Here is a 26,692-nt window from a genome sequence, read left to right on the forward strand (position 1 = left end):
TTAAAGTGGCTTTTAGTGTTATTTAGATATAACGTATATAATTACTTAATAATTCCTCCACAACTAACGCGTCCACCTGCATTACCTGTTGGTTGCGTTTTAAAGTCATCAACACCTTCGTGAATTATGATAGCTTTACCTACAATATCTTTGTTGGCATCGCCACATCCAATACACCATTCATCTGTTGTAACCGTTATAGTACCGTTTCCATTGGCATCAGCTTTAAAGTTGCCAATATCGCCTTTATGGTAGCCATCTGGGCTTCCCCACTTACCATGTGGTTGATTTGTTGGGTTCCAGTGTCCGCCTGAAGATGTTCCATCATCTGCTGAACAATCTGCTTTTTCATGAAGGTGTATCGCATGTTCACCTTCTTTAAGTCCACCTACGACTGCAACCATAGTTACAGCGCCATCTTCTTCAGTAAACACAGCGTTTCCTTTTACAGTACTTCCGCTTTTCGGCTCTAAGGCTACTTGCATTTTCTTAATGTCAACAGTCTTAGTTTCCTTTATTTCTTCTGTTACTTCTGTTTTGGTTTCTTTCTTGTCATTTTTACAAGATGTAGTCATGGTCAGTGCAAATACAGCAATGAAAATGAGTGATAATCGTTTCATATATTTAAGTTATTTAGTGTTTAATGATTAAAGTTACTATTTATTTAGGGCTTAAACAACCATCGGCCCTAATTTCAGTGGGCACTCAAGGGTTGTAATTTGATAATCAATTCATAAAATTAAAGCAAAGGGAATCGGTTAGATGACTTATATCATATTTTTTATAGCCGATTTAAAATAGTTTTGAATCAAATTTAAGAACATAGACAATGACGCCCTCTTTAATTGATAAATATAATGTTGCTGGACCAAGATATACGAGTTATCCTACAGTTCCATATTGGGATACGAGTACATTCACGATGAAAACATGGAAAGATTCATTAATCAACGCATTTAATGAAAGTAATGAAACCGAAGGCATCAGTTTGTATCTGCATTTACCTTTTTGCGAAAGTTTATGCACCTTTTGCGGATGTCATAAACGGATTACCAAGCAGCACAGTGTAGAAACGCCGTATATCAGTGCGTTAATAAAAGAGTGGGATTTATATTGTGATATATTACCTACAAAACCCAAAATTAAAGAGTTGCATTTGGGCGGTGGCACCCCGACATTCTTTTCGCCTGAAAATTTGAACTTACTCATTAGGAGTTTGTTAAATCGCGCCACATTGGCTGATGATTATGAGTTTAGCTTTGAGGGACATCCAAATAATACTACTGAAGAACATCTACAAACGTTTTATGACTTAGGGTTTAGACGCGTTAGTTATGGTGTTCAAGATTATAATGAAACCGTCCAAAAAGCCATCCACAGAATACAACCTTTTGAAAATGTAAAGCGCGTTACAGAACAAGCTAGAGCTATCGGATACACTTCCGTTAGTCATGATATTATATTTGGATTGCCATTTCAAACAAAGGCGCATGTGAGCGAAACCATAGCTAAAACTAAATCTTTGAAGCCTGATAGAATTGCCTTTTACAGCTATGCCCATGTGCCTTGGATTAAAGGTAATGGCCAACGTGGTTTTGATGAAAGCAATTTGCCATCCGGAACAGCCAAACGTCAGCAATATGAATTGGGTAAAACCTTATTAGCAGAAGCTGGCTATCACGAAATTGGCATGGATCACTTTGCATTGCCATCAGATTCTTTGTACCAATCCATGACCAACAAAACCTTACATCGGAATTTTATGGGGTATACAGCTTCAAAAACAAAAGCGATGATTGGTTTGGGCGTATCTTCAATTAGCGATAGTTGGTATGGGTTTGCACAAAATGTAAAAGGTATTGAAGAGTACTACAGTTTAATAAAAGAAGGCATCCTTCCTGTTGTGAAAGGTCATATTTTAAATACAGAAGATTTAATCATTAGAAAGCATATTCTCAATTTGATGTGTCAATTTGACACCTCTTGGAGTGATGATGAACTGTATTTTGATGAATTACCAGAAGTACTATACGGTTTGGAAGAGATGGAACAAGACGGATTATTGATCCGAAATGAGAATCAGTTGAGGGTGACCGAAAAAGGGAAACCTTTTGTGAGAAATATTTGTATGGCTTTTGATTTACTATTAAAACGGAAACAGCCGCAAACGCGAATTTTCTCCATGACCGTTTAGGTGAAATGTGCTGAATTTTAGCGAATTGATAAATACTTTCTTCGCAGCTTTATTTTTATATCACTACCTTTCTAAGTAAAGGCATAAATAATTAAAACCATGGAAAAAATAATTGTACCAATAGACTTTTCAAAATATTCAGAGCATGCCTTGGAAGCTGCTGCTATTTTAGCAAAAAAAAATAATGCGGAAATTTTAGCCTTACATATGCTAGAAATGTCTGACGGACTTTTTTCAAGTTCTGATGCAGGTCAAAAACCAAAAGTGTTATTTTTTCTGAAACTGGCCGAGCAAAAATTTGAAGAATTCTTAAACAAGGATTATTTAAAAGGCATAAAGATCACCCCAATTGTAAAACAATTTAAAGTGTTTAGTGAGGTGAGTGAGGTAGGAGAACAACATAATGCTGACCTTATCGTCATGGGATCTCACGGCGTAAGTGGCTTTACAGAAGTTTTTGTGGGCTCAAATACTGAAAAAGTAGTGCGCCATTCTAAAATTCCGGTATTGGTCATTAAACAAAAGCCGAACAATTTAAATTTTGAAACGGTGATTTTCGCCTCAAATTTCTCAGAGGAAGCGGTTGGCCCTTATATTAAAGCTCTAAAAATGTTACCTGAGACTTCCAAAATGCAGTTGTTGTACGTTAATGTTCCTGGTGAAAATTTTAAAAGCACATCAGAAATGGAGCAGCAGGTTGCAAGTTTCTTAAAAAAAGCAGATGGGAATTTAGACCAACTGAATACTGTAAATTATGTCTCTGACTACTCCATTGAAAAAGGAATTGTAAATTTCTCCAACCTTGTTGGCGCTGATTTGATCATGATGCCAACGCATGGCAGAAAGGGCCTAGCCCACTTTTTTGAAGGTAGTATTTCTGAAGATTTAGTAAACCACGCCAACTTACCTGTAATGACTTTTAAGATTTGAAGACAGGTATAATTACGACTATAAACTATGAAAGCTGGACGAGAGTTCAGCTTCTTTCGCATCTAACTTTATATAGGACTAATTTATCCTATATATGACAACCGTCATATTTTTCCTATATTTAAAATTTTAATTTTGATCACTAAATAATTTATCACATGAAATCACAAACTCTATTAAAATCAGTGTCGCTGCTGTCCTTACTTTTAATGTTCAGTTGCTTTAAAGAAAAGAAAACTGAATATGCTTCGGCCGAGGAGATTCCAGTAAGTCGAGAAATGATGGCTGAATTAACAGCACCACCCCATGTACCTACGCCAGTAGGGAAACGTAAAGCGAAAAAACTAATCGTTAAAATGGAAATTCTTGAAGAGGAAGGAGAAATTACAGATGGTGTACGTTATGTATATTGGACTTTTGGAGGTTCAGTGCCTGGCAGTTTTATCAGAGCTCGTGTAGGAGATGAAATTGAATTCCATTTACAAAATCACCCAGATAATAAATTACCACATAATATTGACTTGCATGCCGTAAACGGACCAGGTGGTGGTGCAGAATCTTCTTTTGTTGCTCCAGGCCACGAAAAAGTGTTTTCCTTTAAAGTGTTAAATCCTGGTTTATACGTGTACCATTGTGCTACAGCTCCTGTAGGGATGCATATTGCTAACGGAATGTATGGCCTAATTTTAATTGAGCCAGAAGGTGGCTTAGCTCCTGTAGATAAAGAATATTACGTAATGCAAGGTGACTTTTACACAAAAGGTGCCAACGGCGAACGTGGATTGCAACCATTTGACATGCAGAAAGCAGTAGATGAAAATGCAGATTATGTTGTATTTAATGGCAAAGTTGGGGCTTTAACTGGAGACGGTGCCTTAACTGCTAAAGTTGGAGAAACGGTACGCTTATTCGTCGGTAATGGTGGACCTGGGTTGGTATCGTCCTTTCATGTCATCGGGGAGATTTTCGACAAAGTTTATGTTGAAGGTGGCGATTTGGTGAATACCAATGTCCAAACGACCTTGATTCCTGCTGGAGGCGCTGCCATTGTTGAATTTAGGGTTGAAGTGCCAGGAACATTTATTCTAGTGGATCACTCTATTTTTAGAGCCTTTAATAAAGGTGCTTTAGGAATGTTGAAAGTGGAAGGAGAAGAAGATAAGAAAATATTTTCTGGAGAGTTGATGGATAATATCTATATCCCTGAAGGTCCTGGAATCCAAACGATGCCGACTACAGATGAAATTAAAGAATCTGATATTCCAGCAAAATCGTTTGCTGAGCAAATGGAATTTGGAAAACAAATCTATGGACAAACTTGTATTGCTTGTCACCAATCAGAAGGACAAGGTATCCCAGGTGCATTTCCTCCATTGGCAAAATCAGATTATCTTAATGCTGATGTAGACAGAGCGATTAGTGCTGTGCTTCATGGATTAAGTGGCGAAATTACCGTAAATGGTGAAAAATACAACAGTATCATGACCAAGCAAATGATTTCCCAAGAGGAAGTTGCTAATGTGATGACCTATGTGTATAACAGTTGGGGCAATAACAAAACAGTTGTAACGCCAGCAATGGTTAAAAAAGTAAGTGCTAAAAAATAATTAGTTCTCTACGATCAATTCTATAATAAAACTCTTTAAAACTGTAATCATGCGTACCAAAATCTTCAGATTGTCTTTTGTTCTAATGTTTGTGCAACTGTTTAGTTACGGACAATCTGAAGGTATGGCGCGTATTGAAGGCGCACGTTATATCCCTTTATATGGAAGGGATTCGACGGTAGTTGCTGTTAATGATTTCGATTTGGATGTGTACCCTGTAACCAATAAGGAATATCTCGATTTTGTAAAGAATTTTCCTAAATGGCAAAAATCGAAAGCCAAAAAAATATTTGCAGATGGCTCGTATCTCAGAAATTGGAAAAATGACTTAGAACTAAATGACGGTGCCTTGCCTAATAGTCCCGTAACTTACGTTAGCTGGTTTGCGGCAAAAGCATATTGTGCTAGTCAAGGCAAACGTTTGCCAACGATGGATGAATGGGAATACGCCGCAATGGCTGATGAAAAGCTGAAGGATGCCAGAATCAAAAAATCCTACAATGAACAAATCTTATCGTGGTACGAAGCTCCGCGTTCTAATGAAAATGTCATCGGACAACATCCAAAAAACTATTGGGGAGTTCACGATTTACACGGACTGGTTTGGGAATGGACCTCAGATTTTAACTCCGTTTTACTATCTGGAGAATCGCGAAAAGATAATGAGAAAGATAACAATCTCTTCTGTGGAAGCGCCTCGTTGGGTGCAACAGATTTGATGAATTACGCGGCTTTTATGCGCTATGCTTTTAGAGGAAGCGTTAAGGCAAATTATGCTATTAAAAATCTGGGATTCAGATGTGCAAAAGACGTTGAAAACATAAAATAAACATGAAAAATACGTTACTAATATTATGTAGCATTCTTTTTATCGGATTGACCTCTTGTAAAAACGAATCGGCTAAAACTTCAGATGCTATTGCTTATTACTGTCCAATGGAATGTGAAGGAGACAAAACCTATGATGAACCTGGCAGTTGTCCAGTTTGTAATATGGATTTGGTACGCGTTGAAGCGGATACAGAGACTTCCTCCGATGAGATTTCAGAAACTTCAATCTTCAATCTCACCTCCACATGGACCAACCAAAATGGCGAAGACCTTCAATTGGAAGATTTAAAAGGCGATGTTTTGGTAATGGTCATGGTGTATACCTCGTGTAAGGCAGCTTGCCCAAGATTGGTGGCGGATATGCGTAACATTGAAGGACGATTACCTAAAGATGCCAAAAACAATTTAAAGATGGTTTTTGTAAGTATTGATCCAAACACGGATACGCCAGAACGTTTAAAGGCGTTTGCAGAAGAAAATGTAATGGATAAAGAACCGTGGTTATTCTTAAGATCTTCCGTAGATAATACACGAGAGTTTGCGGCTGTATTGGCTGTAAATTATATGAAAATTTCGCCTATCGATTTTTCGCATTCTAATATCATCAGTGTATTTAATAAACAAGGTGAATTGGTGTATCAGCAAGAAGGACTCGGTGTTAATTCTGATGCAACCGTGCAGCATATTAAAGACGCTATGGCAAACTAATACGTTTGCTCAACCTTGGTAATCTAATTCCAGAATCATGAAAAAACTAGTCATTTTAGCATGCCTCGGCATGTTGAGCCTCACTACCTATGCCCAAGAATTTGGGATCGATTTACAGTTAAGGCCGCGTGTTGAGTATCGTCATGGCTACAAAACCTTGATTCCTGATGCTATTGATGCTGCGACATTTGTGTCCCAACGATCTCGGCTTAATCTGAAGTATGGCAGTACAAAACTCAATGCTTACATATCCTTGCAAAATGTAAGAGTTTGGGGCGATGTAAGCACTTTATCTGCGACAGATGCTAACGGTACAGCCATTCATGAAGCATGGGCGTCACTTAAATTAGATTCGGTTTTGAGCTTTAAAATGGGGCGTCAGGAAATAATTTATGACGATTCTAGAATTTTCGGCAATGTCGATTGGGCGCAAACGGGCAGAAGCCACGACGCTTTTATTGCTACTTACCAGCCCAACACAAAAAATCGATTAGATCTTGGAATCGCTCTGAATGAAGAAGATGAAACGCTTTTTAAAACGGATTATAATGTCAATAATTACAAGGCTTTTCAATATGTGTGGTATCATACAAACTTTGATAATTTGAATTTAAGTTTGTTGGCACTAAATACAGGGTTTACATTTGATAACGATGGCAACCAGGAAGTCGATTACAACCAAACTTTTGGTGCGTATGTCACTTTCAGGAAAAACGTGTTCAAAGCAGATGCTTCAGCCTATTATCAAACGGGGAAAATTGCGAATCGTGACTTAAGTGCTTTTAATTTATCTGGGAATTTACACGTTCAAGCAACTTCAAATTTAAATATTGGTATTGGTGCTGAATATGTATCGGGTACGGATATGAACAGTACAGATTCCGATATAAAATCGTTCAACCCGCTATTTGGGACCAATCATAAATTTAACGGTTGGATGGATTATTTTTATGTAGGCAACCATATCAATTCTGTGGGTTTGGTGGATATCAATCTACCCGTAAAATATCAACAGGATAAATGGACACTTCAATTGATCCCACACCTTTTTTCATCTGCGGCAACGGTTGTAGATCTTATGGGCAATGAACAGGATGCTTATTTAGGCACCGAAATTGATTTCTCATTGGGCTATAAAATCGCTGATGCTATCGATTTTCAATTAGGATATTCACATATGTTCGCTTCCGACACGATGCAATTGCTGAAAGGCGGTAATAACGACAACACGAATAATTGGGCTTGGGCCATGTTTGTTTTCAAACCAAATTTATTTACGCATTCCAAATAACAGTTCGGTTAGCTAGCGCCAAAACTCGTCTTCCACATTATCCACAAAGGCTTCTTCGTAATGAATTTCCGCTATGAGGGCCAACTGATCTTCAGTTGCTGTTTTTTGAATTTCCGGAAACAAAATGCGTTCTTCAAAACGGATATGCTGTTCTAATTCTTCCTCAATTTTATGAAGGTTTTTAACGGCATCATCGTCATTGGTAAATAAACGTTTTAAACGTCTATGTTCAGCTAAAGCGCGCTTGACCAATTCGTGGTCTTTGTTTAAGATGGTGAAGATATGCGTCTCTTCCAATTCGAAGTGGGGAATCAAATGGTTTTCAAAAAACCAATCAGCATACTTTTTAATGCGATCAGTTTCAATATGTTTACTGAAACCGTTTCTAATTTTCCAAGATAATAATAATCCATGGTGATGCTCTCTGCTTAAAGGTTGCAATGCTTTATGTCGTTTTAATGGTTTTGGTGTCATAATTTCTGAGATTTAAGATGAACATTAAGATGCCTACAGGCAATAAGATGCTGCATAACAGCAGAATTAGGTAATAATGTGGCAACATTCCCAAGTCTAAAAAATAATAGATTCCTTGAAGCATGAGTAATACTTCTGTGGAAACGAAGCCTAATATAAAGGTGTAAATTCCAAAGTTAAGGCTTATGCTAGTATCGCTTTTTGGAAATTTCTGTACTAAAACCGCAAACAAAAATCCGCTAATAACGCCCAACATCATTAAATGAATAAACCCGATGACGAAGTTACGGTATTGGTACGCCATTTCAGCAACTTGTGGGATAAGGGATGCTGTTTGCAGTATAATTTTCAGGATAAAAGAGAGTAGCGCCAAACCATAGAGCGCTTTCGTCGGTTTGGAAATGCGCGTCCAAAATTCAGTCCAATGTGGTTTTAAAAATAGCAGGAAATAATATCCTGAAAGTAGTTGTAACATAACACCTAATCCGTTTATGATCAGCCAAATTGGGTGGTAGGCAAACCAACTTATTGGCAAGGCGAAGGTTAAGATGGTGGCAGTTATAAGGGTGTTAAAAAATCGTTTAAAGAGTCTTGTGTCACCTAAGTTGAATTGATTCACAAACACCGCCAATACGGCCAACATAAACCAGCCATTAAACTGAAAATGTAAGAAGAATTGAATGGCGATTTGATAAAATGCGGAGGCTTGACCCAAGGTTACAACTGCGGGACCCAGGCACCAAACGCCTATGGTACTCAAAACCATGAACATCAAAGACGATTTCAGTAAGTAGCGCACAGGCATCGAGGTCACTTTATGGTGTTTCCAGGCTAACCTCACAAAATAGTAGCTACAGAAAATATGCAAACATGAGAACGTTATGGAAATTGCAGCATAACCGGTGAATGGAAAGCAGACCATCATTCCGATTACCGCAATTTGGGTTGCCCAAAACAAGCGTTTGTAAATGGGTTTTTTGTCCGGAATAAAATAGTGAACAATGAGAAGGTAGAGCATTAAATACACCCAACCAAGCATCGCCACGTGCGAATGTGCATGTGTGAGATACCTGAAATTAATCGGTAATGGTTGCACAAATTGGTAGCGCAATAGCAAACCCATGAGAGCGGCAATCAAAAAATTGATTAAGCATACAGCAATAAGTTTTTTCTGCATTTAAAAGAGATACGGTTGTTGAAAGTTACGACTATTAGAAAGATAAAAAACACTTCTTTTCGTCATTCATAGTGCTGATATTCAATTCCCCTCAAAGAAATAAACAAAATCACAGTAAATTGAAATTAGAAAAGAAGTGCTACCTCAACAATTAAAATCAAACATATTTATTTTAAGGATGCCTCCAGTTTTATAGCCTCTGGAAACAAGATGTTATTTTCTAGATGGATATGTAAATGCAAATCCTTTTCAAATTCTTCTAACATCGCAAAGGTTACTTTATAAGTGTTGCATGCATCAGCCGGTGGTGTGTAATTATCAGTCAATTCTGCAATTTTTCTGAAACGTTCACCTTCAGCTTCATGCTCATCTTTCATCATGGCAATGGGGCTTTCAACCGTATTAAATTGTGGCGATTCAACATTGAGGCCTTCCATTTTTGCTTTAACCATACGTTTGATAAAAGGGAAGAGGATCAACTCTTCTTTTTTCATATGTGAAGCCAATTCTTTTGTTGAGCCAATAAATAATGCGGTTATTTCAAGAAGTTCAGGATGGTTGTGTCCATGGACTTTACAGAGTTTGTCTAAAAACTGACGCACTATTGGCGATTTTTCCTCAACATAACGGTGGTGTTTTTTCTCAATATAATCTGCCAATAAATCTAAAGGCCATGATTTGTAATCAATTGATTGCTGGTTGTTTGAAGATTGCGCAGCTTCTAATTTTGATAACAATTCATCTACCTCGATCTTGTTTTTTGTGCAAACTTCTTCAATGGTGCGATCTCCCTTACAGCAAAAATCGATGCCATAGTTAGAAAATACAGCGGCAGTTCTAAAATCTTCAGCCACAAATTGGCCGATTTGTTTTTGTGAATCTTTATGTAGTGTTTCCATAAATTTAGCCCAATCCTGAAAATCAAGGATTTTTTCTGGGTGTTTTAAATTAGACTTGTTAATTCGGATAAAATTATCCTATTTATATTCAAATTTTTTTTACAGTTTTAGAAAACTTACGCCAGATTTTATGTCCAATGCCAACTGTTCAAGATTGGTGTTTTCCAACATGTTTTTCAACTGCGTTCTAACGGCTTTAAACTGATCATGTACAGGGCAGGGGTGCTCTTCATCGCAAACATGCAATCCTAATCCACACCCTCTATAAATGTTATCTCCGTCAATGGCATTTACAATTTGCGAGAGCTTGATGGTAGAAATCTCGTTTTTCGGAATTTCAAATCCGCCGTAAGCTCCTTTAACCGATTTTATAATGTTATGTCTGACTAAATCTTGTAATATTTTGGCGGTAAACGCTTCTGGAGAATCAATTTCCTTTGCGATTTCCTTTAAGCTGACACGTTTACCATCATAAGAAATGGTGGCTATATAAATTGATGCTTTAAGACCGTATTGACAAGCTTTAGAAAACATGGATTACTTATTTTGGTAGTTTAAAGATACGCTATTATTTTAAATAGGACAAATTTATCCTCATTAAGATTCATGTAAAATTAAAATTAGTTTTAATGGCATTCTATGTCGCTTTGAACCATTTCCGTGACCGGAGCGGGAGAGATGTAAGGGATACCAAGTCCCAAACCGCGTACTATGAATAATAGGCCAATAACCACAACAAATACTGGGATAGCTTTTTGGATGCGCTGTTTTACGGTCGCATTTAAAAACTTTCCAAGATAAATGGCGGACGTCATTAAAGGAATAGTGCCCAAACCGAACAACGCCATATACAAACTACCATGAAGTGCGCTGTTCATGGTCAACGATGCAAATACCGCCATATAAACCAATCCACAAGGTAAAAATCCGTTAAGAAACCCAATTGTTAAGAACGTGTCTGCTGTCTTTTTCTTGAGCGCTTTTCCTAAAGACGATTTTACTTTTGATATGAGCTTATAAATCGGTTTGGAAAAATTATACTTATTGAAGGTTTTTGTCGGAATTACAACAACTACAATCATCAAAACACCTATAATGATAGAGAGCTGTTGTTGCATCCCAAATATGTAAAGGCTTTTGCCAATCAATCCGAAAAAAAGACCAATAAGACTATACGCTAGAATTCGTCCAAAATGGTAGGTGAAAATCTGAACTACTTTTTTGGTGGAATTGGTCCGATCCACAGGAAGCATAAAGGCAATAGGGCCACACATGCCAACGCAGTGAAAACTTCCCAATAATCCGAATATGAGTGCAGACCACAACATTTAGTAGACAATATCTTTTTTATAGATGTACGAATCTCCTTGGTATTCCCAATCTACTTTAATGTTCCAGCGACCACCTAATAAACGTTTGTCAGGTATGAGCAAATTATGGTCAGACAATGAAATTGTACTTTCAAAGTCTAATTGTTTATTAGATGGTCTATATAGGAACACTTTACCTTTAATTTCTGATGGCGTCATGCTTTCAGGAAACGTAATCACCAATCCGTCTACAGTATGCGTCCAGGAAAGATCTTCTTCTAAGGTTTGCGCATGGCGCTGCTTGTGTAGATCGTTTTCGAATTCCAACTCTTGGACGTAATAATTTTCTGTAACTAAGTCGTGTTCATACTTTTTGTTGACCGTCATGGTTATCACAAAATATAATATAAAGCTTATAAAGCCTATAAACGCTAATACAATTCCAGTACCCCAGTTGATTTTCATAATCTCAATATTCCTGCGAAGGCAGGAACCCTTTTTTAGTTAATAGTCTATTTCTTTAGTTCATATCAAAACGACTAGAGTATTGATATGCAGTTTCCACTGATGATAGTGCCACCTACTTAAAACTTCTTGGTCCTAAGAAATTAACAATCGTGGTTTCAATCAAATCATCATCACTATACACCTCAATCATCAATTTATTTTTATCCGATCCCAATTCGCTTTGCGAAATTTCAATAAACATAGTGCCTTCAGCCATACCTTGCTTAGGAACCGTAAATCGATCTTCGGCTGAAACAACTTTAATTGTGCCTTTATAGCTTCTCAATTTGAAGTTTATTTCAGGGATATCTCGTGTTGTTTTATTAATCAATTTATAGGTGAACACATTACTGATAATGTTGTTTTCCTTATGTTCAAACAGCTGACCTGGAAGTCTTAATACGCGTGCTTCCACATCATTTCTTAACATCAACATGCCGATAAGAAGTCCAGTTAAAATAACCAATACAGCAGTATACCCTTTAAGGCGTGGCGTAAACTCAAATTTCTTTTTATTTTCGATGTTTTCTTCACTCGCATATCGGATGAGACCCTTTGGAAGGTTGATACTTTCCATAATATGGTCGCACTCATCAATGCATGCGGTACAGTTCACACACTCCAACTGCGTCCCGTTTCTAATATCGATGCCGGTAGGGCAGACGTTTACACATTGGAAACAATCAATACAATCGCCATGACCGAGTGCTTCTCTGTCTTCGTTTTTACGGAATTTTTTTCTGCCATTTTCACCCTCACCACGTTTATGGTCGTAAGCTACCACAATCGATTTATTGTCCAACAACACACCTTGAAGTCTTCCGTAAGGACATGCGATGATACATACTTGTTCTCTAAACCAAGCAAACACAAAATAGAATACCGCAGTAAAAATGGCTAACGATAAAAAGGTGCTGGCATGCGCCACGGGGCCATCACTGACATAGGTGATTAATTTATCGCTCCCAATCAAATACGCTAGAAACACATTAGCAATAATGAATGAAATCACTAAAAAGAGGGACCATTTTAGCGCGCGTTTCCTAATTTTTTCAGCGTTCCAATCTTGTCTGTCCAATCGCATTTGGGCACCTCTATCGCCTTCAATCCAATATTCAATGCGTCTGAAAACCATTTCCATAAATATGGTTTGTGGGCAAATCCATCCGCAGAAAATTCGTCCGAAAGCTACCGTAAACAGTGCAATAAAAATCACCCCAATCAGCATAGAAATCACAAACAAATGAAAATCTTGAGGCCAAAAAGGAAATCCGAAAATATTAAATCGGCGTTCTAAAATGTTAAACATCAAGAACTGGTTACCATTTATTTTGATAAAAGGCGCCAATAAAAAGAAGGCCAAAAGTCCATAACTGACCCATTTACGATAGTCGTAAATTTTTCCACTTGGTTTTTTTGGATAAACCCATTTGCGCTTCCCATCTTCAGTAAGGGTGCCAATAGTATCTCTAAAGCTTTCGTTTTGGGGAGTTTCCACTTGTGTTATATTTTTAATTCAATTGAATGCTATCGGTTGTTTACCAATATTTTATTCCTCTGCACTATCATCTACCCAAATGTCACCTTCAGGCTCTTTCGGTTTCGCCGGCGTTGTACCTTGAAATGTCAGAATATAGCTTGCTACCTGAGCCATTTCATTAGGTTTTAAGGTCGATTTCCATGAAATCATTCCTTTGCCGCTACGGCCACCTTCACTAATAGTGTTGAAAATATTTTTGATGCCGCCACCTAAAATCCAGTGTTCATCTGCAAGGTTAGGACCAATTCCACCGCCACCATCTGCCATATGACAAGCCACACAGTTGGATTCATAAATTGTCCGTCCACTTGCCAAATCGGATGGATCAGTCAATACGGTTACGGAATTGATATCTACCAAATCTTTGGCTGTTTTTTTATACTCTTCTAACTCTGCTTTGGCAATTTCTAAAGTGTTTTGCAGTTCTTCATATTGATTTTCACCATCAAATACATGGTAACGGATTAAGTATACGGCAGCAAAAATGATAGACGCATAAAAGCCATATAACCACCATGGTGGAAGATCATTATCTAATTCTTTGATGCCATCATAATCATGATCAAGAATAATTTCACCTTCTTTTTCGATAGGCTTCGTACCTAACATTTTTTTGTAGGTCTTCTTGATCCATTCACCAATTTTTGATGGTGATGATTTAGCAGCTAAAAAACGTGCTTTTGCCGCTGCATCTAAACTTTGATACATCACATTTTCTAATGCTGCTACAATGGCTTCTGTTGCAACTATAATAGCCAGTACCAACAATAGGAAAAGTCCAATCATCGGGTTTTTTATAAATGCCGGTTGATCTCCGGAGTCCACAAAAAATTCAATTAGACCCCAGATGGTAAAGAATACCAATGGCACCCTAACGTAAGATGGAATTAAATGTCTCATAGTGTAGTTTCGTTTTGGTTGTCTAAAGGAATATTGCTCATTTGTTTGATGTACTCTTTTTTAGCGGTAAATACCCACCAGAAAAGCAATACGAAGAATGTGAAAAATATTAGTAAGGAAATCACCGGGTATATTTCAATGCCCGCAATGCTATCCATATGGTTTTTTACAAATTTTAGCATGGTTGTTAGTTTTGTGTTGTTTCTAAATCTTGTATTTTAATGTCAGTTCCTAAGCGCTGTAAGTAAGCAATGATGGCTACAATTTCACGATTACGCATTTCCACGAAGTCATCGCCACTACTGTTCTTATCTGCTTCATAAGATTCTACAAAGTCAGGATCAGCATAAAGGTTCTTTTCAATTTGAGTCCCTTGTTCAGCCATGTGTTGTTGGGCGTTTGCAATCTCTTCGTCAGTATAAGGCACGCCCATACGCACCATAGCTCTCATTTTCGTTTCTGTGTTGGACTTATCCAATTCATTTGTAATCATCCATTTATAAGCAGGCATGATAGAACCTGATGAGGTGCTTTGTGGGTCATACATATGATTGAAGTGCCAGTTGTCAGAATATTTGCCACCAATTCTATGTAAGTCTGGCCCTGTACGTTTACTTCCCCATAAGAATGGATGGTCATAAACATATTCACCAGCTTTAGAGAATTCGCCGTAGCGTTCTACTTCATCCCTAAACGGTCTAATCATTTGAGAGTGACAGCCCACACAGCCTTCACGGATGTAAAGATCTCTACCTTCAAGTTCTAATGGCGTATAAGGTTTAACACTAGTAATGGTAGGGATGTTTGATTTCACCATAATGGTTGGCACAATTTGAATAATTCCACCAATAAGGATCGCAATAGTGGCTCCAATTGTTAACTGAATTGGTTTACGCTCCAACCAGCTGTGCCAGTGTTCACCAGCTACACGGCTTTTTGAAACACGCTGTAATGCTGCTGCTTCAGCAAGCTCGTCAGTTACTTCACTTCCTTTTCTGATGGTTTGAATCACGTTATAGCACATGATTAACATTCCTGTGATAAATAAGGTACCACCAATAGCGCGCATCCAGTACATTGGCATAATTTCCGTAACAGTTTCTAAGAAGTTACCGTATACCAGCGTGCCATCAGGATTGAATTGTTTCCACATACTCGCTTGGGTAAACCCAGCAACATATAGAGGCAGCGCATACATAATGATTCCCAAGGTGCCAATCCAGAAATGAAAGTTGGCTAAACCGATAGAATGCAATTTACTTTTGGTCATACGCGGAATTAACCAGTAGATCATTCCGAAGGTTAAGAATCCGTTCCAAGCTAAGGCGCCAACGTGTACGTGCGCAATAATCCAGTCTGTGTAATGCGCAATGGCATTGACGTTTTTCAAGGATAACATTGGTCCTTCAAAGGTTGCCATACCATAACCGGTGAGGGCAACGACCATGAATTTTAAAACAGGGTCAGTTCTTACTTTATCCCAAGCACCACGAAGTGTCAGAAGTCCGTTGATCATCCCACCCCAAGAAGGCATTAATAACATAACAGAGAATGCCACACCTAAATTCTGTGCCCATTCTGGTAATGCGGTATATAATAAGTGATGTGGTCCGGCCCAGATATAAATAAAAATCAATGACCAGAAGTGAATAATGGAAAGTCGGTAAGAATACACCGGTCTGTTGGCCGCTTTTGGTACAAAATAGTACATCAATCCTAAGAATGGTGTGGTTAAGAAAAACGCCACCGCATTATGTCCGTACCACCATTGTACTAACGCATCTTGAACCCCTGCGTATACCGAGTAGCTTTTAAATGCACTTACAGGTAAGGCTAAACTATTAAAGATGTGGAGTACGGCAACGGTTACGAAGGTTGCAATGTAAAACCAAATGGCCACATACAAATGACGTTGCCGTCTTCTTAAAATGGTTCCGATAAGGTTCCAACCGAATGCCACCCATACCACCGCAATGGCAATATCAAAAGGCCATTCTAATTCGGCATATTCTTTAGATGATGAAAAGCCCAATGGAAGCGTTATAGCAGCACCAACGATAATTAATTGCCATCCCCAAAAGTTGAAGTTACTTAAGGCATCGCTAAACATGCGGGCTTTTAATAAACGTTGCGACGAATAGTAAATCCCGGCAAAAATAGCGTTCCCTACGAAGGCGAAGATGACTGCATTGGTGTGCAATGGTCTTAATCTACCAAAGCTCAACCATGAAATGCCGTCCGTAAGATTTGGGAAAAGAAATAAGAAAGCCAGTAATAGGCCCACCAACATTCCTATAACGCCCCAGAACATAGTGGCATAAAGGAATTTTTTGACGATTTTATTATCGTAATAAAATTGTTGCATTTCCATAGTAAAATAATTAGTCTTGATTAGTTAGTTTTGATGTTTTTGGTTTTTCTTTTATGAGTTCGTCTTCAAAAAGCATACGAACGGAAGGGGTGTAACTGTCGTCATATTGTCCGCTCCTGACGGCCACTATAAAGGCAATAAAAAAGATGACAGCAACGATGATGCTGATAGTCAATAAAATATAGATAACGCTCATACCTAATTAGAAGTTATGGGCCAAAATTACATTTGACACCAAAGTTATTTTATGATATAAATCATATTTGGTCATTTTTCTACCGATTTATACCTCACATTTTCAAATTAATTTCTCTCTATTTCTTTCAAGACAATACAATGTTTTCATTGTCCCAATGCACTTCATTTATTTCAATTTTCGAGACACCCAATTGGTAGCTATGGTTGTAAATACCACGACACTTATTGAACTTAAAGGCATCAAGATGGCGGCAATAACGGGGGCTAATTGACCGGTGACCGCAAAATACACCCCGATCACATTGTAGAATAAGGACAACATAAAGCTCCAATTCACAATTTTTATGGCGGATTTCGATAAACTGAGGAAATCTCCCAGGCGGTTAAAATTTTCCGCATCTAAAATGGCGTCACAAGCAGGGGAAAACACATTGACATTTTCAGATAGTGCAATCCCTACATTACTTTGTGCCAAAGCACCAGCATCATTCAATCCGTCGCCAAGCATCATCACTTTAGCGCCTTCACTTTGATGGTATTTTATATATTCGAGTTTGTCGTCTGGTTTTTGGTTGAAGAGCATCTTGGTTCTTACCGGCAACAATTTTTTCAGATTCTCCAATTCACCTTCGTTATCGCCCGATAAAATGGCCAAATCGTAGTGTTTTTTAAGCCTGTTGAACAATTGTGCCAATCCTTTTCGGTAACTGTTATAAAACGTGTACTTGCCTTTGTAGGTGTCATTGCTGCTAATATGAACGGCAGTATTGAGTAAGGCCGTTTCGTTGGTTTTCCCAACAAACTTGGCCGATCCTATTTTAATTCGATCGTCTTGGTGTACGCCTTCAATCCCTTGGCCTAAATGCTCTTCAAATTGATCGAGGGTAATGATGTCATGTTCTTCCAAAAGTGCATAAAGCGTTCTGCTAAGTGGGTGATTTGAGCCTCTCAAAGTGTTTTTTAGAAGTTTCTCTTCGGAAGCCGATAAAGTAGCCCCTTCATACGTTGCAGTACTTTGTTTATTGGAAGTTATCGTCCCTGTTTTATCGAAGATAATGGTGTTGATGGCCGCCATTTGCTCAATAACCGTGGCATTTTTCAGATAGAATTTATGTTTTCCGAAAATCCGAAGCATATTCCCAAGGGTGAAGGGCGCGGCCAAAGCAATAGCACACGGACAAGCAATAATTAAAACCGAAGTGAATACGTTTAGGGCTTTACTGGAATCGGCAAACAACCAAAATGTTGTAGAGATAAATGCAATACTTAAGACCACAATGGTAAAGCGTTTACTGATGACGTTGGTTAGCGTAGTAAAGCCATCTTCCTTAGATTTGTTAAACACATCATTTCCCCACAATTGGGTCAAATAACTCTGCTCCACACTTTTTAAGGCTTCCATCTCAATACTTCCCGAGGTTTGCTTGCCACCAGCAAAAAGTTTATCGCCTGATACTTTTCGGACCGCTTCAGATTCGCCAGTTACAAAGCTGTAATCTATTTTTGCATTACCTTTTATGAGCACCCCATCTACAGGAATGAGTTCCTCATTTCTGATCAACAATCGGTCACCTTCCTTAATATCATAAACTTGAACGGGTTGTTCTTTGCCATCCTTGGTTATTTTGGTAATGGCGATAGGGAAATAGGACTTATAATCCCGTTCAAACGATAAAAAAGAATAGGTTTTTTGTTGGAAGAATTTCCCTAACAATAGAAAGAATAAGAGGCCGGTTAAACTATCAAAGAAACCAGAACCGAAATCGAACATGATGTCTATCGTACTTCTTAAAAAGAGCACAATAATGCCTAACGCAATAGGCACATCAATATTTAGGGCTTTTGCACGTAACCCTTTATAGGCGGATATAAAATAATCTGACGACGCATAAAACACTACTGGTAATGAGAATGCAAACATTAACCACCTAAAGAATGGTTTATACTGTTCCAACCAAAATTCATTCACTTCAAAATATTCTGGAAACGATAAAAACATCACATTCCCAAAAGCGAAACCGGCAATACCGAGTTTGTAGATTAGGGAGCGGTTAACGTGGCTCTTTCCAGTAGAAAAATCTTCCAAACTGATATAGGGTTCGTAGCCTATGGAACTCAATAAAATGACGACTTCCTTTAAACTGTAATGTTCTGAGTTGTATTGAAGTCGCACCGTTTTCTTACCGAAGTCGACTTGAGGCGATGAAATATTCGGGTTGAGTTTGTTGAGGTTTTCAAGGATCCAAATACAAGAACTGCAATGGATTTGCGGAATATAAAGTGTTACAATTTGCGATTTGCCATCATCAAACTCTACTAATTTGTCAATAATATTCTGTTGGCTAAGAAAATCATAATTCCCCTGAATATCATTTGGCGTGGTGCCAGGGTTAGATTGTAAATCGTAATAACAAGTCAGGTCGTTTTCTGAGAAAATTTCATAGACCGTTTTACAGCCCTGACAACAAAAAGATTTGTCATCGTAGTGCATAGTGGATGTGTCACATGGATCGCCACAGTGGAAACAACTTAATTGCGCCATATTAATGCTCATTTATACCTGGCGCAAATGTTCTATTTATATTCTCTTTAAAAAATGATATATGTCATAGTTTGAATCCACATCTAATGATTCACGATTAAGTTTTTTTTGAAATTTACTTGGTGTTTCTTAGACGGTTGATATATAGAGTTTTGTGAAAATAAAAACCCAAAGCTGTAAGCTTTGGGTTTCTAGAATTGTAAAATTTATTTTTGAATTTAGATTAATCTTCAGCTTTAATTTCTGTTGATCTCAATTCACCATCTACAGGTTGTTTGTCCGCTTTTAAATATTTGTCCAGAAATTGCACTACTCGGCTATACGCTTCAATCTGATTCTCTTTTTTGACAAATCCGTGGCCTTCATCTTCAAAAAGTACATATTCTACAGGAACACCATTTTTACGTACGCCTGCAACAATTTCATCTGATTCCACTTGTAGGACTCGAGGATCTTGAGAACCTTGTAAAACGATGAGTGGTTTAGTGACTTTATCTGTGTGGAATAATGGCGAAATACGTTTCAATCGGACAGAATCAGCCGTATAGGGATCGCCCAATTCTAAATACAATGATTTTCGCATCGATTCCCAATATGGCGGAATACTTTTAAGCGTTCTAATCCAGTTGGTTACACCAAATAAATTCACACCAACATCAAATTCCTCCGGAGCATAGGTAAGGGCTGCCATAGTCATATAACCGCCATATGAACCGCCAATAATTCCGATTTTGCTACCGTCAATTTCCGGTTGGGTGGCAAGCCAGTTTTTACCTTCCACACAATCTTGCAAATCCTTTTCACCGTGATTTAAATCGTCCATTTGATAAAACGTCTTCCCGTAGCCACTACTTCCGCGGTTATTGACCGCTAAAACAGCGTAACCATGATTCACCATATATTGAATCATCGAACTGAAATTCTGACGTGTTTGCCCACCAGGACCACCGTGAACCCAAACCATAGCAGGTACTTTATTGTTTTCAGAGGCTTGGTGAGGGAGGTAATAAATGGCCGGAATTTCTACACCATCAAAAGATTTGTAGCGCACCACCTTGGCCGAAACCAAATCTTCAGGGTGAATCTCGTCATTTAATACATTGGTGAGTTGGTGTTGTTCTTTCGTTTCAAAATTGTAAGTGTATAAATTGGATGGCATATTAGAGCCTCCAACATATAATCGCATCCATTTTTCATCATTGCTAAATCCAACGCTAGTAATGCTTTGGTCGCCAAAATTTGGTAACTCAATAGGTTTATTGGTTTTGGTGTCTATCACTTCAATAGCATTTTTGCCATCTTCATTCACATAAACCACCATATAAGAGCCTTTTTCAGTAAAGCCAGCACCCATAATGTCCCACGGTTTCTGTAACACGTTAGAAGTTTCTTTAGTGTTTAAATCGTATTTCATTAAATAGCTAAATTCTACGCCATCATCTGTAGTATAATATAATGCACTACTGTCATTTGAAAAATCTTGTGCGGAATTGCCGCTTTGGTTGGCGTTAATTTTAGTTTTCTGTCTTGTTTTTACATTGTAAACATACAAATCGCTGTCATTGGTATTTAAGGATTGTACCAAGGCAATATGATTTTTGTCCTTAGAAATGGCGCTGAAATTGAGGCCGTCATTATTTTGATAAATCATTTTAGCATTGAAATTGGTGACATCCATTTCATAAACATCAAAGAATTTCGGATTCATTTTGTTAGATCCAAAGTAGAATGATTTTCCATCATCGGCCCATCCATAAAATTCAGCTTTGGCCCCTTTTTCAGGAGTTAAATCTTTGATGGTTCCTGTAGTGTCCCGCAAATAGATGTGATTTATTTCATCCCCATTGCCATCAGCAGACAACAGCATACGGTCGTCATTTGGGAAAAATGATTCTGCAAAATAAGACGTACTGTCTGATGCTGTAATAGGTGTGTAGTTGCCGCCTGATGTTGGCACAGTGTACACATTAAAAATTCCCGAGCGGTTGCTTGAGATTAAAAGTTTGGAGTTGTCATAAGAAAAACTACCACCACTGACGGCTTCGTTATCCATAAATTGTTCAATGGTATACTGCTGAACGGTCACGGCAGTATCTTCCTTTTCTGCTTTTTTGTTGTCCTTGCAACTTGTGCCTAAAAGAATTAAGAAGATGAAAATAAAATGTTTCATGAGGTTGGTTTTTGTGATGATTAGTTACAATTATTAGTATTAGGTTTTTTGAAAATAGCGCCAACTGACAATCTGTATGTCAATCAGTTCCTATAAAGATAACAAAAACGCATTACCTGATTTGTAAAATCGATGTTAATAGCGAGAGTGATCAGGCAAAAAGTCGTATTTTTATAAGGCTATGACAAATAACAAAAACAAACGAAAAGGCTTTATTTTTAAAACTTACGAAGCGCCGTTTCAATCTCCCTTTGATAAACTATTTGAAATTTTTAAGGAGTTGATAACGCACACTTCTGGCGATTTTGATGAGGCGATAGATTGGTTGCGGGAGTTGGACAAAGAATACAAATTGACCACAGCAGAATATAACATAGATGATTTTATTGAAGACCTTAAGAAGAAAGGTTATATCAGGGAAGAAATTGATCCTGATGGCAATGGCGGCATGGCCATTACCGCGAAAACGGAACGCGCCATTAGGCAACAAGCATTAGACCATATTTTTGGGAATATCAAACGCAGTGGACAGGGTAATCATAAAAGCAAAAGTCCAGGAATAGGCGATGAGCACACGGGCGATTACAGAGATTATCAGTTTGGGGACGCTTTGGATAAAGTCTCCATGACCGAGAGTTTAAAGAATGCTCAAATCAACCATGGTATAGGCGATTTTAGATTATCAGAAGATGATTTGGTGGTTGAGGAAACGCTTCATAAATCGCAGATGAGCACCGTTTTGATGATTGACATCAGTCACAGTATGATTTTATACGGCGAAGACCGCATCACTCCAGCGAAAAAAGTGGCGATGGCATTGGCAGAATTGATAACTACGCGCTATCCGAAAGATACTTTGGATATCATTGTGTTTGGAAATGACGCCTGGCAGATTGAAATCAAGGATTTACCGTATTTAAAAGTTGGCCCATATCACACCAATACCGTTGCTGGTTTGCAATTGGCGATGGATTTACTCCGAAGAAAACGTAATACCAATAAACAGATTTTTATGATTACGGATGGAAAACCAAGTTGTTTGCGACTTCCGGACGGCCAGTATTATAAAGATAGTGCAGGTCTGAATCCGTACATCACCAACAAGTGCTATGATATGGCGCAACAAGCCAGAAAACTTCATATTCCGATTACTACGTTTATGATTGCGCAAGACCCATATTTAATGCAGTTTGTGAGAGAATTTACATATGCTAATCAAGGGAAAGCTTTCTACACCGGATTAAAAGGTTTGGGTGAAATGATTTTTGAGGATTATGAAACGAATCGGAAGAAGCGAATTCGGGGGTGATTTTTTAGAAAAAGAGAATAGAATAGAGAATAGAGAATAGAGAATGCTGATAGTACATGATGCTTACACCAATAATTATCTGTTGGCGTTCTCAGTACACAAAATATTGAAATAAGAATATGAACATAGAAAAAATTACGACCCTAGGCGAGTTAAAAAAGGCTGGGTACCAAAGCAAGTCCATAAAAGATGAATTACGAGATAATCTGATTCGGAAAATTAAGAATAAAGAAACCACTTTTGAAGGTGTTCATGGCTACGAGAATACCGTAGTTCCAGAATTGGAACGTGCCATTTTATCAAGACATAACATTAATTTATTAGGGTTGCGCGGACAAGCGAAGACTAGATTAGCGCGTTTGATGCTAAATCTTTTGGATGAATATATTCCAGTAGTGGAAGGTTCAGAAATTAATGATGATCCATTACATCCAATTTCAAGATTTGCTAAAGAATTGATTAAAGAGAAAGGCGATGATACGCCGATTTTTTGGTTGCACAGAAGTGAGCGTTTTGCTGAGAAATTGGCAACGCCAGATGTTACCGTAGCCGATTTAATTGGTGATGTAGATCCGATTAAAGCAGCCAACTTAAAATTGAGTTATGCAGATGATCGTGTGATTCATTACGGCATGATTCCACGTGCCAACCGCTCTATTTTTGTGATTAATGAGCTACCAGATTTGCAGGCACGAATTCAGGTGGCCTTATTTAATATTTTACAGGAAGGTGATATTCAAATTAGAGGATTCAAATTGAGACTGCCGTTGGATATTCAGTTTTTATTTACGGCAAACCCTGAAGATTATACGAATAGAGGGAGTATCGTAACCCCATTGAAAGATAGAATTGGGTCTCAAATTCTGACTCATTATCCTTCAGATATTGAAACAGCACGCTTAATTACAGAGCAAGAAGCACGCTTAGTAGAAGGTCAGAAGGACATGGTTGAGGTTCCAGATTTGGCTCGGGATTTATTGGAGCAGATTGTTTTTGAAGCCCGTGATAGCGACTTTATTGATGCTAAAAGTGGTGTAAGTGCACGTATGAGTATTACAGCTCTTGAGAATTTATTGAGTACTGCAGAACGTCGCGCTTTAAAAGCAGGTGACGATAAAACGATGGTCCGCTTGAGCGATTTTGTAGGTATTATTCCTTCCATTACTGGGAAAGTGGAGTTGGTTTATGAAGGAGAGCAGGAAGGAGCGGCCGTTGTGGCTTATAATTTAATTGGCGAAGCAGTTAAAAGTCTGTTTGAAGAGTTTTTCCCGAAGATTGAAAAATTGAAGAAGGAAGATGCTGAAACGGATTATGATGATATTATCTCATGGTTCTTTAACCAAAAAGATGGGTTCGAATTGTTAGATGATTTAACTGATAAGGAGTATAAAGCAGTGTTAGATTCTATTTCGCCTTTAGATGAGTTGTTGACAAAACATCAACCGAACCTATCTAAGGCCGAAAGTTATTTCGTGAAAGAATTCGTGCTTTGGGCGTTGGTTGAGTTTAAACAATTAAATAAGTTCCGATTTTCAGAAGGCACACACTTTAAAGATCCTTACGGAAGTTTTATAAGCGGTATTTAGGGAATACGTATGGATTCAACTCATTCCATTTAGTATTTGTCATTCCTCTTAGTATTTGTCATTCCGACGTAAGGAGGAATCCCATAACAGTAATACGGGGGAGACTTCTATAATGTGATGTCTCACTGCGTTCGACATGACAAACTGTGTCGCGATCATAGTATTTGTCATTCCGACGTAAGGAGGAATCCCATAAGAGTAATGCGGGGTAGACCACTGTTATGTGATGTCTCACTGCGTTCGACATGACAAACGGTATGTTGTCTCATTGCATTCGACATGACAAATTATGTCTCACTTCTTCCGATTCCTCTTGGGGTTTGTCATTCCGACGTAAGGAGGAATCCCATAACAGTAATACGGGGTAGACCATTGTTATGTGATGTCTCACTGCGTTCGACATGACAAACAGGATGTTGCCTCTTTGCATTCGACATGACAAAATAATATGTTCCCTTTTAATTCAAGAACAAAAAACTCAGTAGCATCACTACTGAGTTTTTTTGTTTTTGAATTAAGAGCCGGAGTCTATAGCTGCTTTGAGTCTACGTAATAATCAGGTTCAACAGTTATAGTTTTTCCTTTTACTTTTAATGTGGACCAACTTGCTTTTGGACCTATTTTCTGATTTTTCCCATCGATAGTTATTTCAATAGGCATTTCAAAATTAGCCACTGTATTGGTCCAACGGTATTTTAAGTGTTCATCTTTAAGTTCGTATTCTAATGTAGGGATTTTAGAATCTCTTAAATATTGATTAAAGAACGCGTTTAAATCAATACCTGACATTTCAGAAATATAGTTTTCAATTTGGGCTGTAGTCACGGTTTTGTGGTAGAATGTTTCGTTTAATCCTCTTAATATTTGTCGCCACTTGTCATCATCATTAACCCACTGTCTTAAGGTGTGTAACATATTGGAGCCTTTGTAATACATGTCGCCTGAACCCGATTGGTTCACGTCATACTGCCCAATAATTGGGCTGTCGTTTTGAATAGCGCGACGTGTTCCAATAACATATTCCGCGCCTGCATTTTTTCCGTAGAAATACTCTAAAAACAAACTCTCCGAATAAGCGGTAAAACTCTCATGAATCCACATGTCTGCAATGTCTTTGTAGGTAATGTTATTTGCGAACCACTCGTGGCCAGATTCATGAATAATGATAAAATCAAACTTTAAACCCCAACCAGTGCCTGATAAATCGCGTCCTAAATAGCCTTTTTTGTAATCATTTCCATAAGTGACTGAACTTTGGTGCTCCATTCCTAAATAAGGCACTTCCACCAATTTAAAACCATCTTCATAAAATGGATAAGGCCCAAACCAATATTCAAAAGCTTCCATCATTCGTGGGGCATCCTTGAAATGTGTCTTTGCCTTTTCGAGATTGTCCCGTAATACATAATAATCCATTTTTAACGGTCCTTTTTCGCCGTTATAAACTTCTGAAAAATGGACATAATCCCCGATGTTGACATTCACACCATAATTATTGATAGGATTATTGACGAACCAATTGTAAGTCTTTTTTCCATTGTTATGTTCTTCAATACTGCGTAATTGCCCGTTAGAAACATTCATCAACTCCTTCGGAACAGTCACGCTTATAAGCATACTGTCAACTTCATCATACATATGATCTTTGTTAGGCCACCAAACGCTAGCGCCAAGTCCTTGGCAAGAAGTCGCTACAAAATCATTACCGTTGTCATCTTTTTTCCAAGAGAATCCACCATCCCAAGGAGCTCTTATAGCTTCTTTAGGCTGACCTTCATAATACACATCTAAACTTTGAATGCTTCCTAATTCCTGAGCATTTTTCAAGGTGATAAAATGCGCATTGCCGTCATGAGAAACCTCTAAAGGAATATCGTCTTGAGTGACTTTGGTAATGGTTAAAGGGGATTGTAAATCAATTTGAAGCACGTTATGTGGCTCCAAAACCTTATACTGAACAGTGTTTTTCCCTTTAATAGATTTTGTTGAAGGGTCAACTTCAACATCCAAATGATAATAGGTCAAATTCCACCAAGCGCGTTCTGGCGTTATAGAGCCTCTCAACGTGTCCTGTTTTGTAAAGGATTTCTCTTGAGCTGTTACCGTTTGAAATGTTAATGCAATAACTATTAAAATATACTTGTTCAT

General features: G+C 38.0%; 23 protein-coding genes. 8 read left to right on the forward strand and 15 right to left on the reverse strand.

What is annotated here, in order from left to right; all coding sequences use genetic code 11:
* Positions 1-41: 41 nt before the first annotated feature.
* Positions 42-620 (reverse strand): superoxide dismutase family protein, encoded by a 579-nt coding sequence (locus tag Q0947_RS00890; RefSeq protein WP_299390295.1) that lies wholly within the window; start codon positions 618-620, stop codon positions 42-44.
* A 209-nt stretch (positions 621-829) separates the two neighbouring features.
* Between Q0947_RS00890 and hemN the strand changes: the two genes are divergently transcribed.
* The 6 genes from hemN to Q0947_RS00920 all read left to right on the forward strand — a co-directional run bounded on the left by hemN (position 830) and on the right by Q0947_RS00920 (position 7,561).
* Entirely contained in the window at positions 830-2,194 is a 1,365-nt protein-coding gene (gene hemN / locus Q0947_RS00895) for an oxygen-independent coproporphyrinogen III oxidase (protein ID WP_299390298.1), read from the forward strand.
* A 99-nt stretch (positions 2,195-2,293) separates the two neighbouring features.
* Positions 2,294-3,124 carry a universal stress protein gene (locus tag Q0947_RS00900; RefSeq protein WP_299390301.1) on the forward strand — a complete coding sequence of 277 codons (831 nt, stop codon included), beginning with the start codon at positions 2,294-2,296 and terminating at the stop codon, positions 3,122-3,124.
* 158 nt (positions 3,125-3,282) lie between these two features.
* The gene (nirK, locus tag Q0947_RS00905; protein WP_299390304.1) at positions 3,283-4,731 is read left to right on the forward strand and encodes a copper-containing nitrite reductase; all 1,449 of its coding nucleotides are present in this window, start codon (positions 3,283-3,285) and stop codon (positions 4,729-4,731) included.
* Positions 4,732-4,780: 49 nt separating this feature from the next.
* Positions 4,781-5,560: a formylglycine-generating enzyme family protein gene (locus Q0947_RS00910; protein WP_299390307.1), complete on the forward strand. Its 780-nt coding sequence runs from the start codon at positions 4,781-4,783 to the stop codon at positions 5,558-5,560.
* 2 nt (positions 5,561-5,562) lie between these two features.
* On the forward strand, positions 5,563-6,270 hold the full coding sequence (locus tag Q0947_RS00915) for an SCO family protein (protein ID WP_299390311.1): 708 nt from the start codon (positions 5,563-5,565) through the stop codon (positions 6,268-6,270).
* 37 nt (positions 6,271-6,307) lie between these two features.
* Positions 6,308-7,561, forward strand: coding sequence for an alginate export family protein (locus tag Q0947_RS00920; RefSeq protein ID WP_299390314.1), 1,254 nt, complete (start codon positions 6,308-6,310; stop codon positions 7,559-7,561).
* Positions 7,562-7,573: 12 nt separating this feature from the next.
* Here the strand turns inward: Q0947_RS00920 and Q0947_RS00925 are convergent, their stop codons facing one another.
* From Q0947_RS00925 to Q0947_RS00985, 13 genes are all read right to left on the reverse strand, one after another.
* The gene (locus Q0947_RS00925; RefSeq protein ID WP_299390317.1) at positions 7,574-8,035 is read right to left on the reverse strand and encodes a hemerythrin domain-containing protein; all 462 of its coding nucleotides are present in this window, start codon (positions 8,033-8,035) and stop codon (positions 7,574-7,576) included.
* The gene (locus Q0947_RS00930) at positions 8,007-9,212 is read right to left on the reverse strand and encodes a hypothetical protein (RefSeq protein ID WP_299390320.1); all 1,206 of its coding nucleotides are present in this window, start codon (positions 9,210-9,212) and stop codon (positions 8,007-8,009) included. The genes Q0947_RS00925 and Q0947_RS00930 overlap by 29 nt, the downstream gene beginning before the upstream one ends.
* A gap of 167 nt (positions 9,213-9,379) precedes the next feature.
* Positions 9,380-10,111 carry an iron-sulfur cluster repair di-iron protein gene (gene ric / locus Q0947_RS00935; RefSeq protein WP_299390322.1) on the reverse strand — a complete coding sequence of 244 codons (732 nt, stop codon included), beginning with the start codon at positions 10,109-10,111 and terminating at the stop codon, positions 9,380-9,382.
* A 99-nt stretch (positions 10,112-10,210) separates the two neighbouring features.
* Positions 10,211-10,645 carry an Rrf2 family transcriptional regulator gene (locus tag Q0947_RS00940; protein ID WP_299390325.1) on the reverse strand — a complete coding sequence of 145 codons (435 nt, stop codon included), beginning with the start codon at positions 10,643-10,645 and terminating at the stop codon, positions 10,211-10,213.
* Between the two features lie 92 nt (positions 10,646-10,737).
* Entirely contained in the window at positions 10,738-11,439 is a 702-nt protein-coding gene (locus Q0947_RS00945; RefSeq protein WP_299390328.1) for a sulfite exporter TauE/SafE family protein, read from the reverse strand.
* The gene (locus Q0947_RS00950) at positions 11,440-11,886 is read right to left on the reverse strand and encodes a FixH family protein (protein ID WP_299390331.1); all 447 of its coding nucleotides are present in this window, start codon (positions 11,884-11,886) and stop codon (positions 11,440-11,442) included.
* A gap of 115 nt (positions 11,887-12,001) precedes the next feature.
* Positions 12,002-13,426, reverse strand: a complete 1,425-nt coding sequence (gene ccoG, locus Q0947_RS00955) for a cytochrome c oxidase accessory protein CcoG (protein WP_299390334.1) — start codon at positions 13,424-13,426, stop codon at positions 12,002-12,004.
* A 51-nt stretch (positions 13,427-13,477) separates the two neighbouring features.
* Positions 13,478-14,368, reverse strand: a complete 891-nt coding sequence (locus Q0947_RS00960; RefSeq protein ID WP_299390337.1) for a cbb3-type cytochrome c oxidase N-terminal domain-containing protein — start codon at positions 14,366-14,368, stop codon at positions 13,478-13,480.
* Complete coding sequence (locus tag Q0947_RS00965) at positions 14,365-14,550, reverse strand: CcoQ/FixQ family Cbb3-type cytochrome c oxidase assembly chaperone (RefSeq protein ID WP_299390339.1); 186 nt, start codon at positions 14,548-14,550, stop codon at positions 14,365-14,367. The genes Q0947_RS00960 and Q0947_RS00965 overlap by 4 nt, the downstream gene beginning before the upstream one ends.
* Before the next feature lie 5 nt (positions 14,551-14,555).
* Entirely contained in the window at positions 14,556-16,739 is a 2,184-nt protein-coding gene (ccoN, locus tag Q0947_RS00970; RefSeq protein WP_299390342.1) for a cytochrome-c oxidase, cbb3-type subunit I, read from the reverse strand.
* Positions 16,740-16,749: 10 nt separating this feature from the next.
* A complete protein-coding gene (gene ccoS / locus Q0947_RS00975; RefSeq protein WP_299390345.1) occupies positions 16,750-16,935 on the reverse strand; it encodes a cbb3-type cytochrome oxidase assembly protein CcoS in 186 nt (61 codons plus the stop codon).
* A gap of 168 nt (positions 16,936-17,103) precedes the next feature.
* The gene (locus tag Q0947_RS00980; RefSeq protein ID WP_299390348.1) at positions 17,104-19,479 is read right to left on the reverse strand and encodes a heavy metal translocating P-type ATPase metal-binding domain-containing protein; all 2,376 of its coding nucleotides are present in this window, start codon (positions 19,477-19,479) and stop codon (positions 17,104-17,106) included.
* A gap of 223 nt (positions 19,480-19,702) precedes the next feature.
* A complete protein-coding gene (locus Q0947_RS00985; RefSeq protein ID WP_299390351.1) occupies positions 19,703-21,649 on the reverse strand; it encodes a prolyl oligopeptidase family serine peptidase in 1,947 nt (648 codons plus the stop codon).
* Positions 21,650-21,830: 181 nt separating this feature from the next.
* On the opposite strand from Q0947_RS00985, the gene Q0947_RS00990 reads away from it, so the two are divergent.
* Both Q0947_RS00990 and Q0947_RS00995 read left to right on the forward strand, forming a co-directional pair.
* Positions 21,831-22,958: a VWA domain-containing protein gene (locus Q0947_RS00990; RefSeq protein WP_299390354.1), complete on the forward strand. Its 1,128-nt coding sequence runs from the start codon at positions 21,831-21,833 to the stop codon at positions 22,956-22,958.
* A gap of 119 nt (positions 22,959-23,077) precedes the next feature.
* A complete protein-coding gene (locus tag Q0947_RS00995; protein WP_299390357.1) occupies positions 23,078-24,544 on the forward strand; it encodes a magnesium chelatase in 1,467 nt (488 codons plus the stop codon).
* Positions 24,545-25,072: 528 nt separating this feature from the next.
* Here the strand turns inward: Q0947_RS00995 and Q0947_RS01000 are convergent.
* Positions 25,073-26,692, reverse strand: a complete 1,620-nt coding sequence (locus Q0947_RS01000) for a M1 family metallopeptidase (protein WP_299390360.1) — start codon at positions 26,690-26,692, stop codon at positions 25,073-25,075.

It is taken from the genome of uncultured Gelidibacter sp. (genome assembly GCF_947500795.1).
GTDB lineage: Bacteria > Bacteroidota > Bacteroidia > Flavobacteriales > Flavobacteriaceae > Gelidibacter.

Excerpts from the sequence above, each read along its gene's own strand:
- Q0947_RS00890 (WP_299390295.1), bottom strand. The coding sequence starts at position 620 with ATGAAACGATTATCACTCATTTTCATTGCTGTATTTGCACTGACCATG.
- hemN (WP_299390298.1), top strand. The coding sequence starts at position 830 with ATGACGCCCTCTTTAATTGATAAATATAATGTTGCTGGACCAAGATAT.
- Q0947_RS00900 (WP_299390301.1), top strand. The coding sequence starts at position 2,294 with ATGGAAAAAATAATTGTACCAATAGACTTTTCAAAATATTCAGAGCAT.
- nirK (WP_299390304.1), top strand. The coding sequence starts at position 3,283 with ATGAAATCACAAACTCTATTAAAATCAGTGTCGCTGCTGTCCTTACTT.
- Q0947_RS00910 (WP_299390307.1), top strand. The coding sequence starts at position 4,781 with ATGCGTACCAAAATCTTCAGATTGTCTTTTGTTCTAATGTTTGTGCAA.
- Q0947_RS00915 (WP_299390311.1), top strand. The coding sequence starts at position 5,563 with ATGAAAAATACGTTACTAATATTATGTAGCATTCTTTTTATCGGATTG.
- Q0947_RS00920 (WP_299390314.1), top strand. The coding sequence starts at position 6,308 with ATGAAAAAACTAGTCATTTTAGCATGCCTCGGCATGTTGAGCCTCACT.
- Q0947_RS00925 (WP_299390317.1), bottom strand. The coding sequence starts at position 8,035 with ATGACACCAAAACCATTAAAACGACATAAAGCATTGCAACCTTTAAGC.
- Q0947_RS00930 (WP_299390320.1), bottom strand. The coding sequence starts at position 9,212 with ATGCAGAAAAAACTTATTGCTGTATGCTTAATCAATTTTTTGATTGCC.
- ric (WP_299390322.1), bottom strand. The coding sequence starts at position 10,111 with ATGGAAACACTACATAAAGATTCACAAAAACAAATCGGCCAATTTGTG.
- Q0947_RS00940 (WP_299390325.1), bottom strand. The coding sequence starts at position 10,645 with ATGTTTTCTAAAGCTTGTCAATACGGTCTTAAAGCATCAATTTATATA.
- Q0947_RS00945 (WP_299390328.1), bottom strand. The coding sequence starts at position 11,439 with ATGTTGTGGTCTGCACTCATATTCGGATTATTGGGAAGTTTTCACTGC.
- Q0947_RS00950 (WP_299390331.1), bottom strand. The coding sequence starts at position 11,886 with ATGAAAATCAACTGGGGTACTGGAATTGTATTAGCGTTTATAGGCTTT.
- Q0947_RS00960 (WP_299390337.1), bottom strand. The coding sequence starts at position 14,368 with ATGAGACATTTAATTCCATCTTACGTTAGGGTGCCATTGGTATTCTTT.
- Q0947_RS00965 (WP_299390339.1), bottom strand. The coding sequence starts at position 14,550 with ATGCTAAAATTTGTAAAAAACCATATGGATAGCATTGCGGGCATTGAA.
- ccoN (WP_299390342.1), bottom strand. The coding sequence starts at position 16,739 with ATGGAAATGCAACAATTTTATTACGATAATAAAATCGTCAAAAAATTC.
- ccoS (WP_299390345.1), bottom strand. The coding sequence starts at position 16,935 with ATGAGCGTTATCTATATTTTATTGACTATCAGCATCATCGTTGCTGTC.
- Q0947_RS00980 (WP_299390348.1), bottom strand. The coding sequence starts at position 19,479 with ATGGCGCAATTAAGTTGTTTCCACTGTGGCGATCCATGTGACACATCC.
- Q0947_RS00985 (WP_299390351.1), bottom strand. The coding sequence starts at position 21,649 with ATGAAACATTTTATTTTCATCTTCTTAATTCTTTTAGGCACAAGTTGC.
- Q0947_RS00990 (WP_299390354.1), top strand. The coding sequence starts at position 21,831 with ATGACAAATAACAAAAACAAACGAAAAGGCTTTATTTTTAAAACTTAC.
- Q0947_RS00995 (WP_299390357.1), top strand. The coding sequence starts at position 23,078 with ATGAACATAGAAAAAATTACGACCCTAGGCGAGTTAAAAAAGGCTGGG.
- Q0947_RS01000 (WP_299390360.1), bottom strand. The coding sequence starts at position 26,692 with ATGAACAAGTATATTTTAATAGTTATTGCATTAACATTTCAAACGGTA.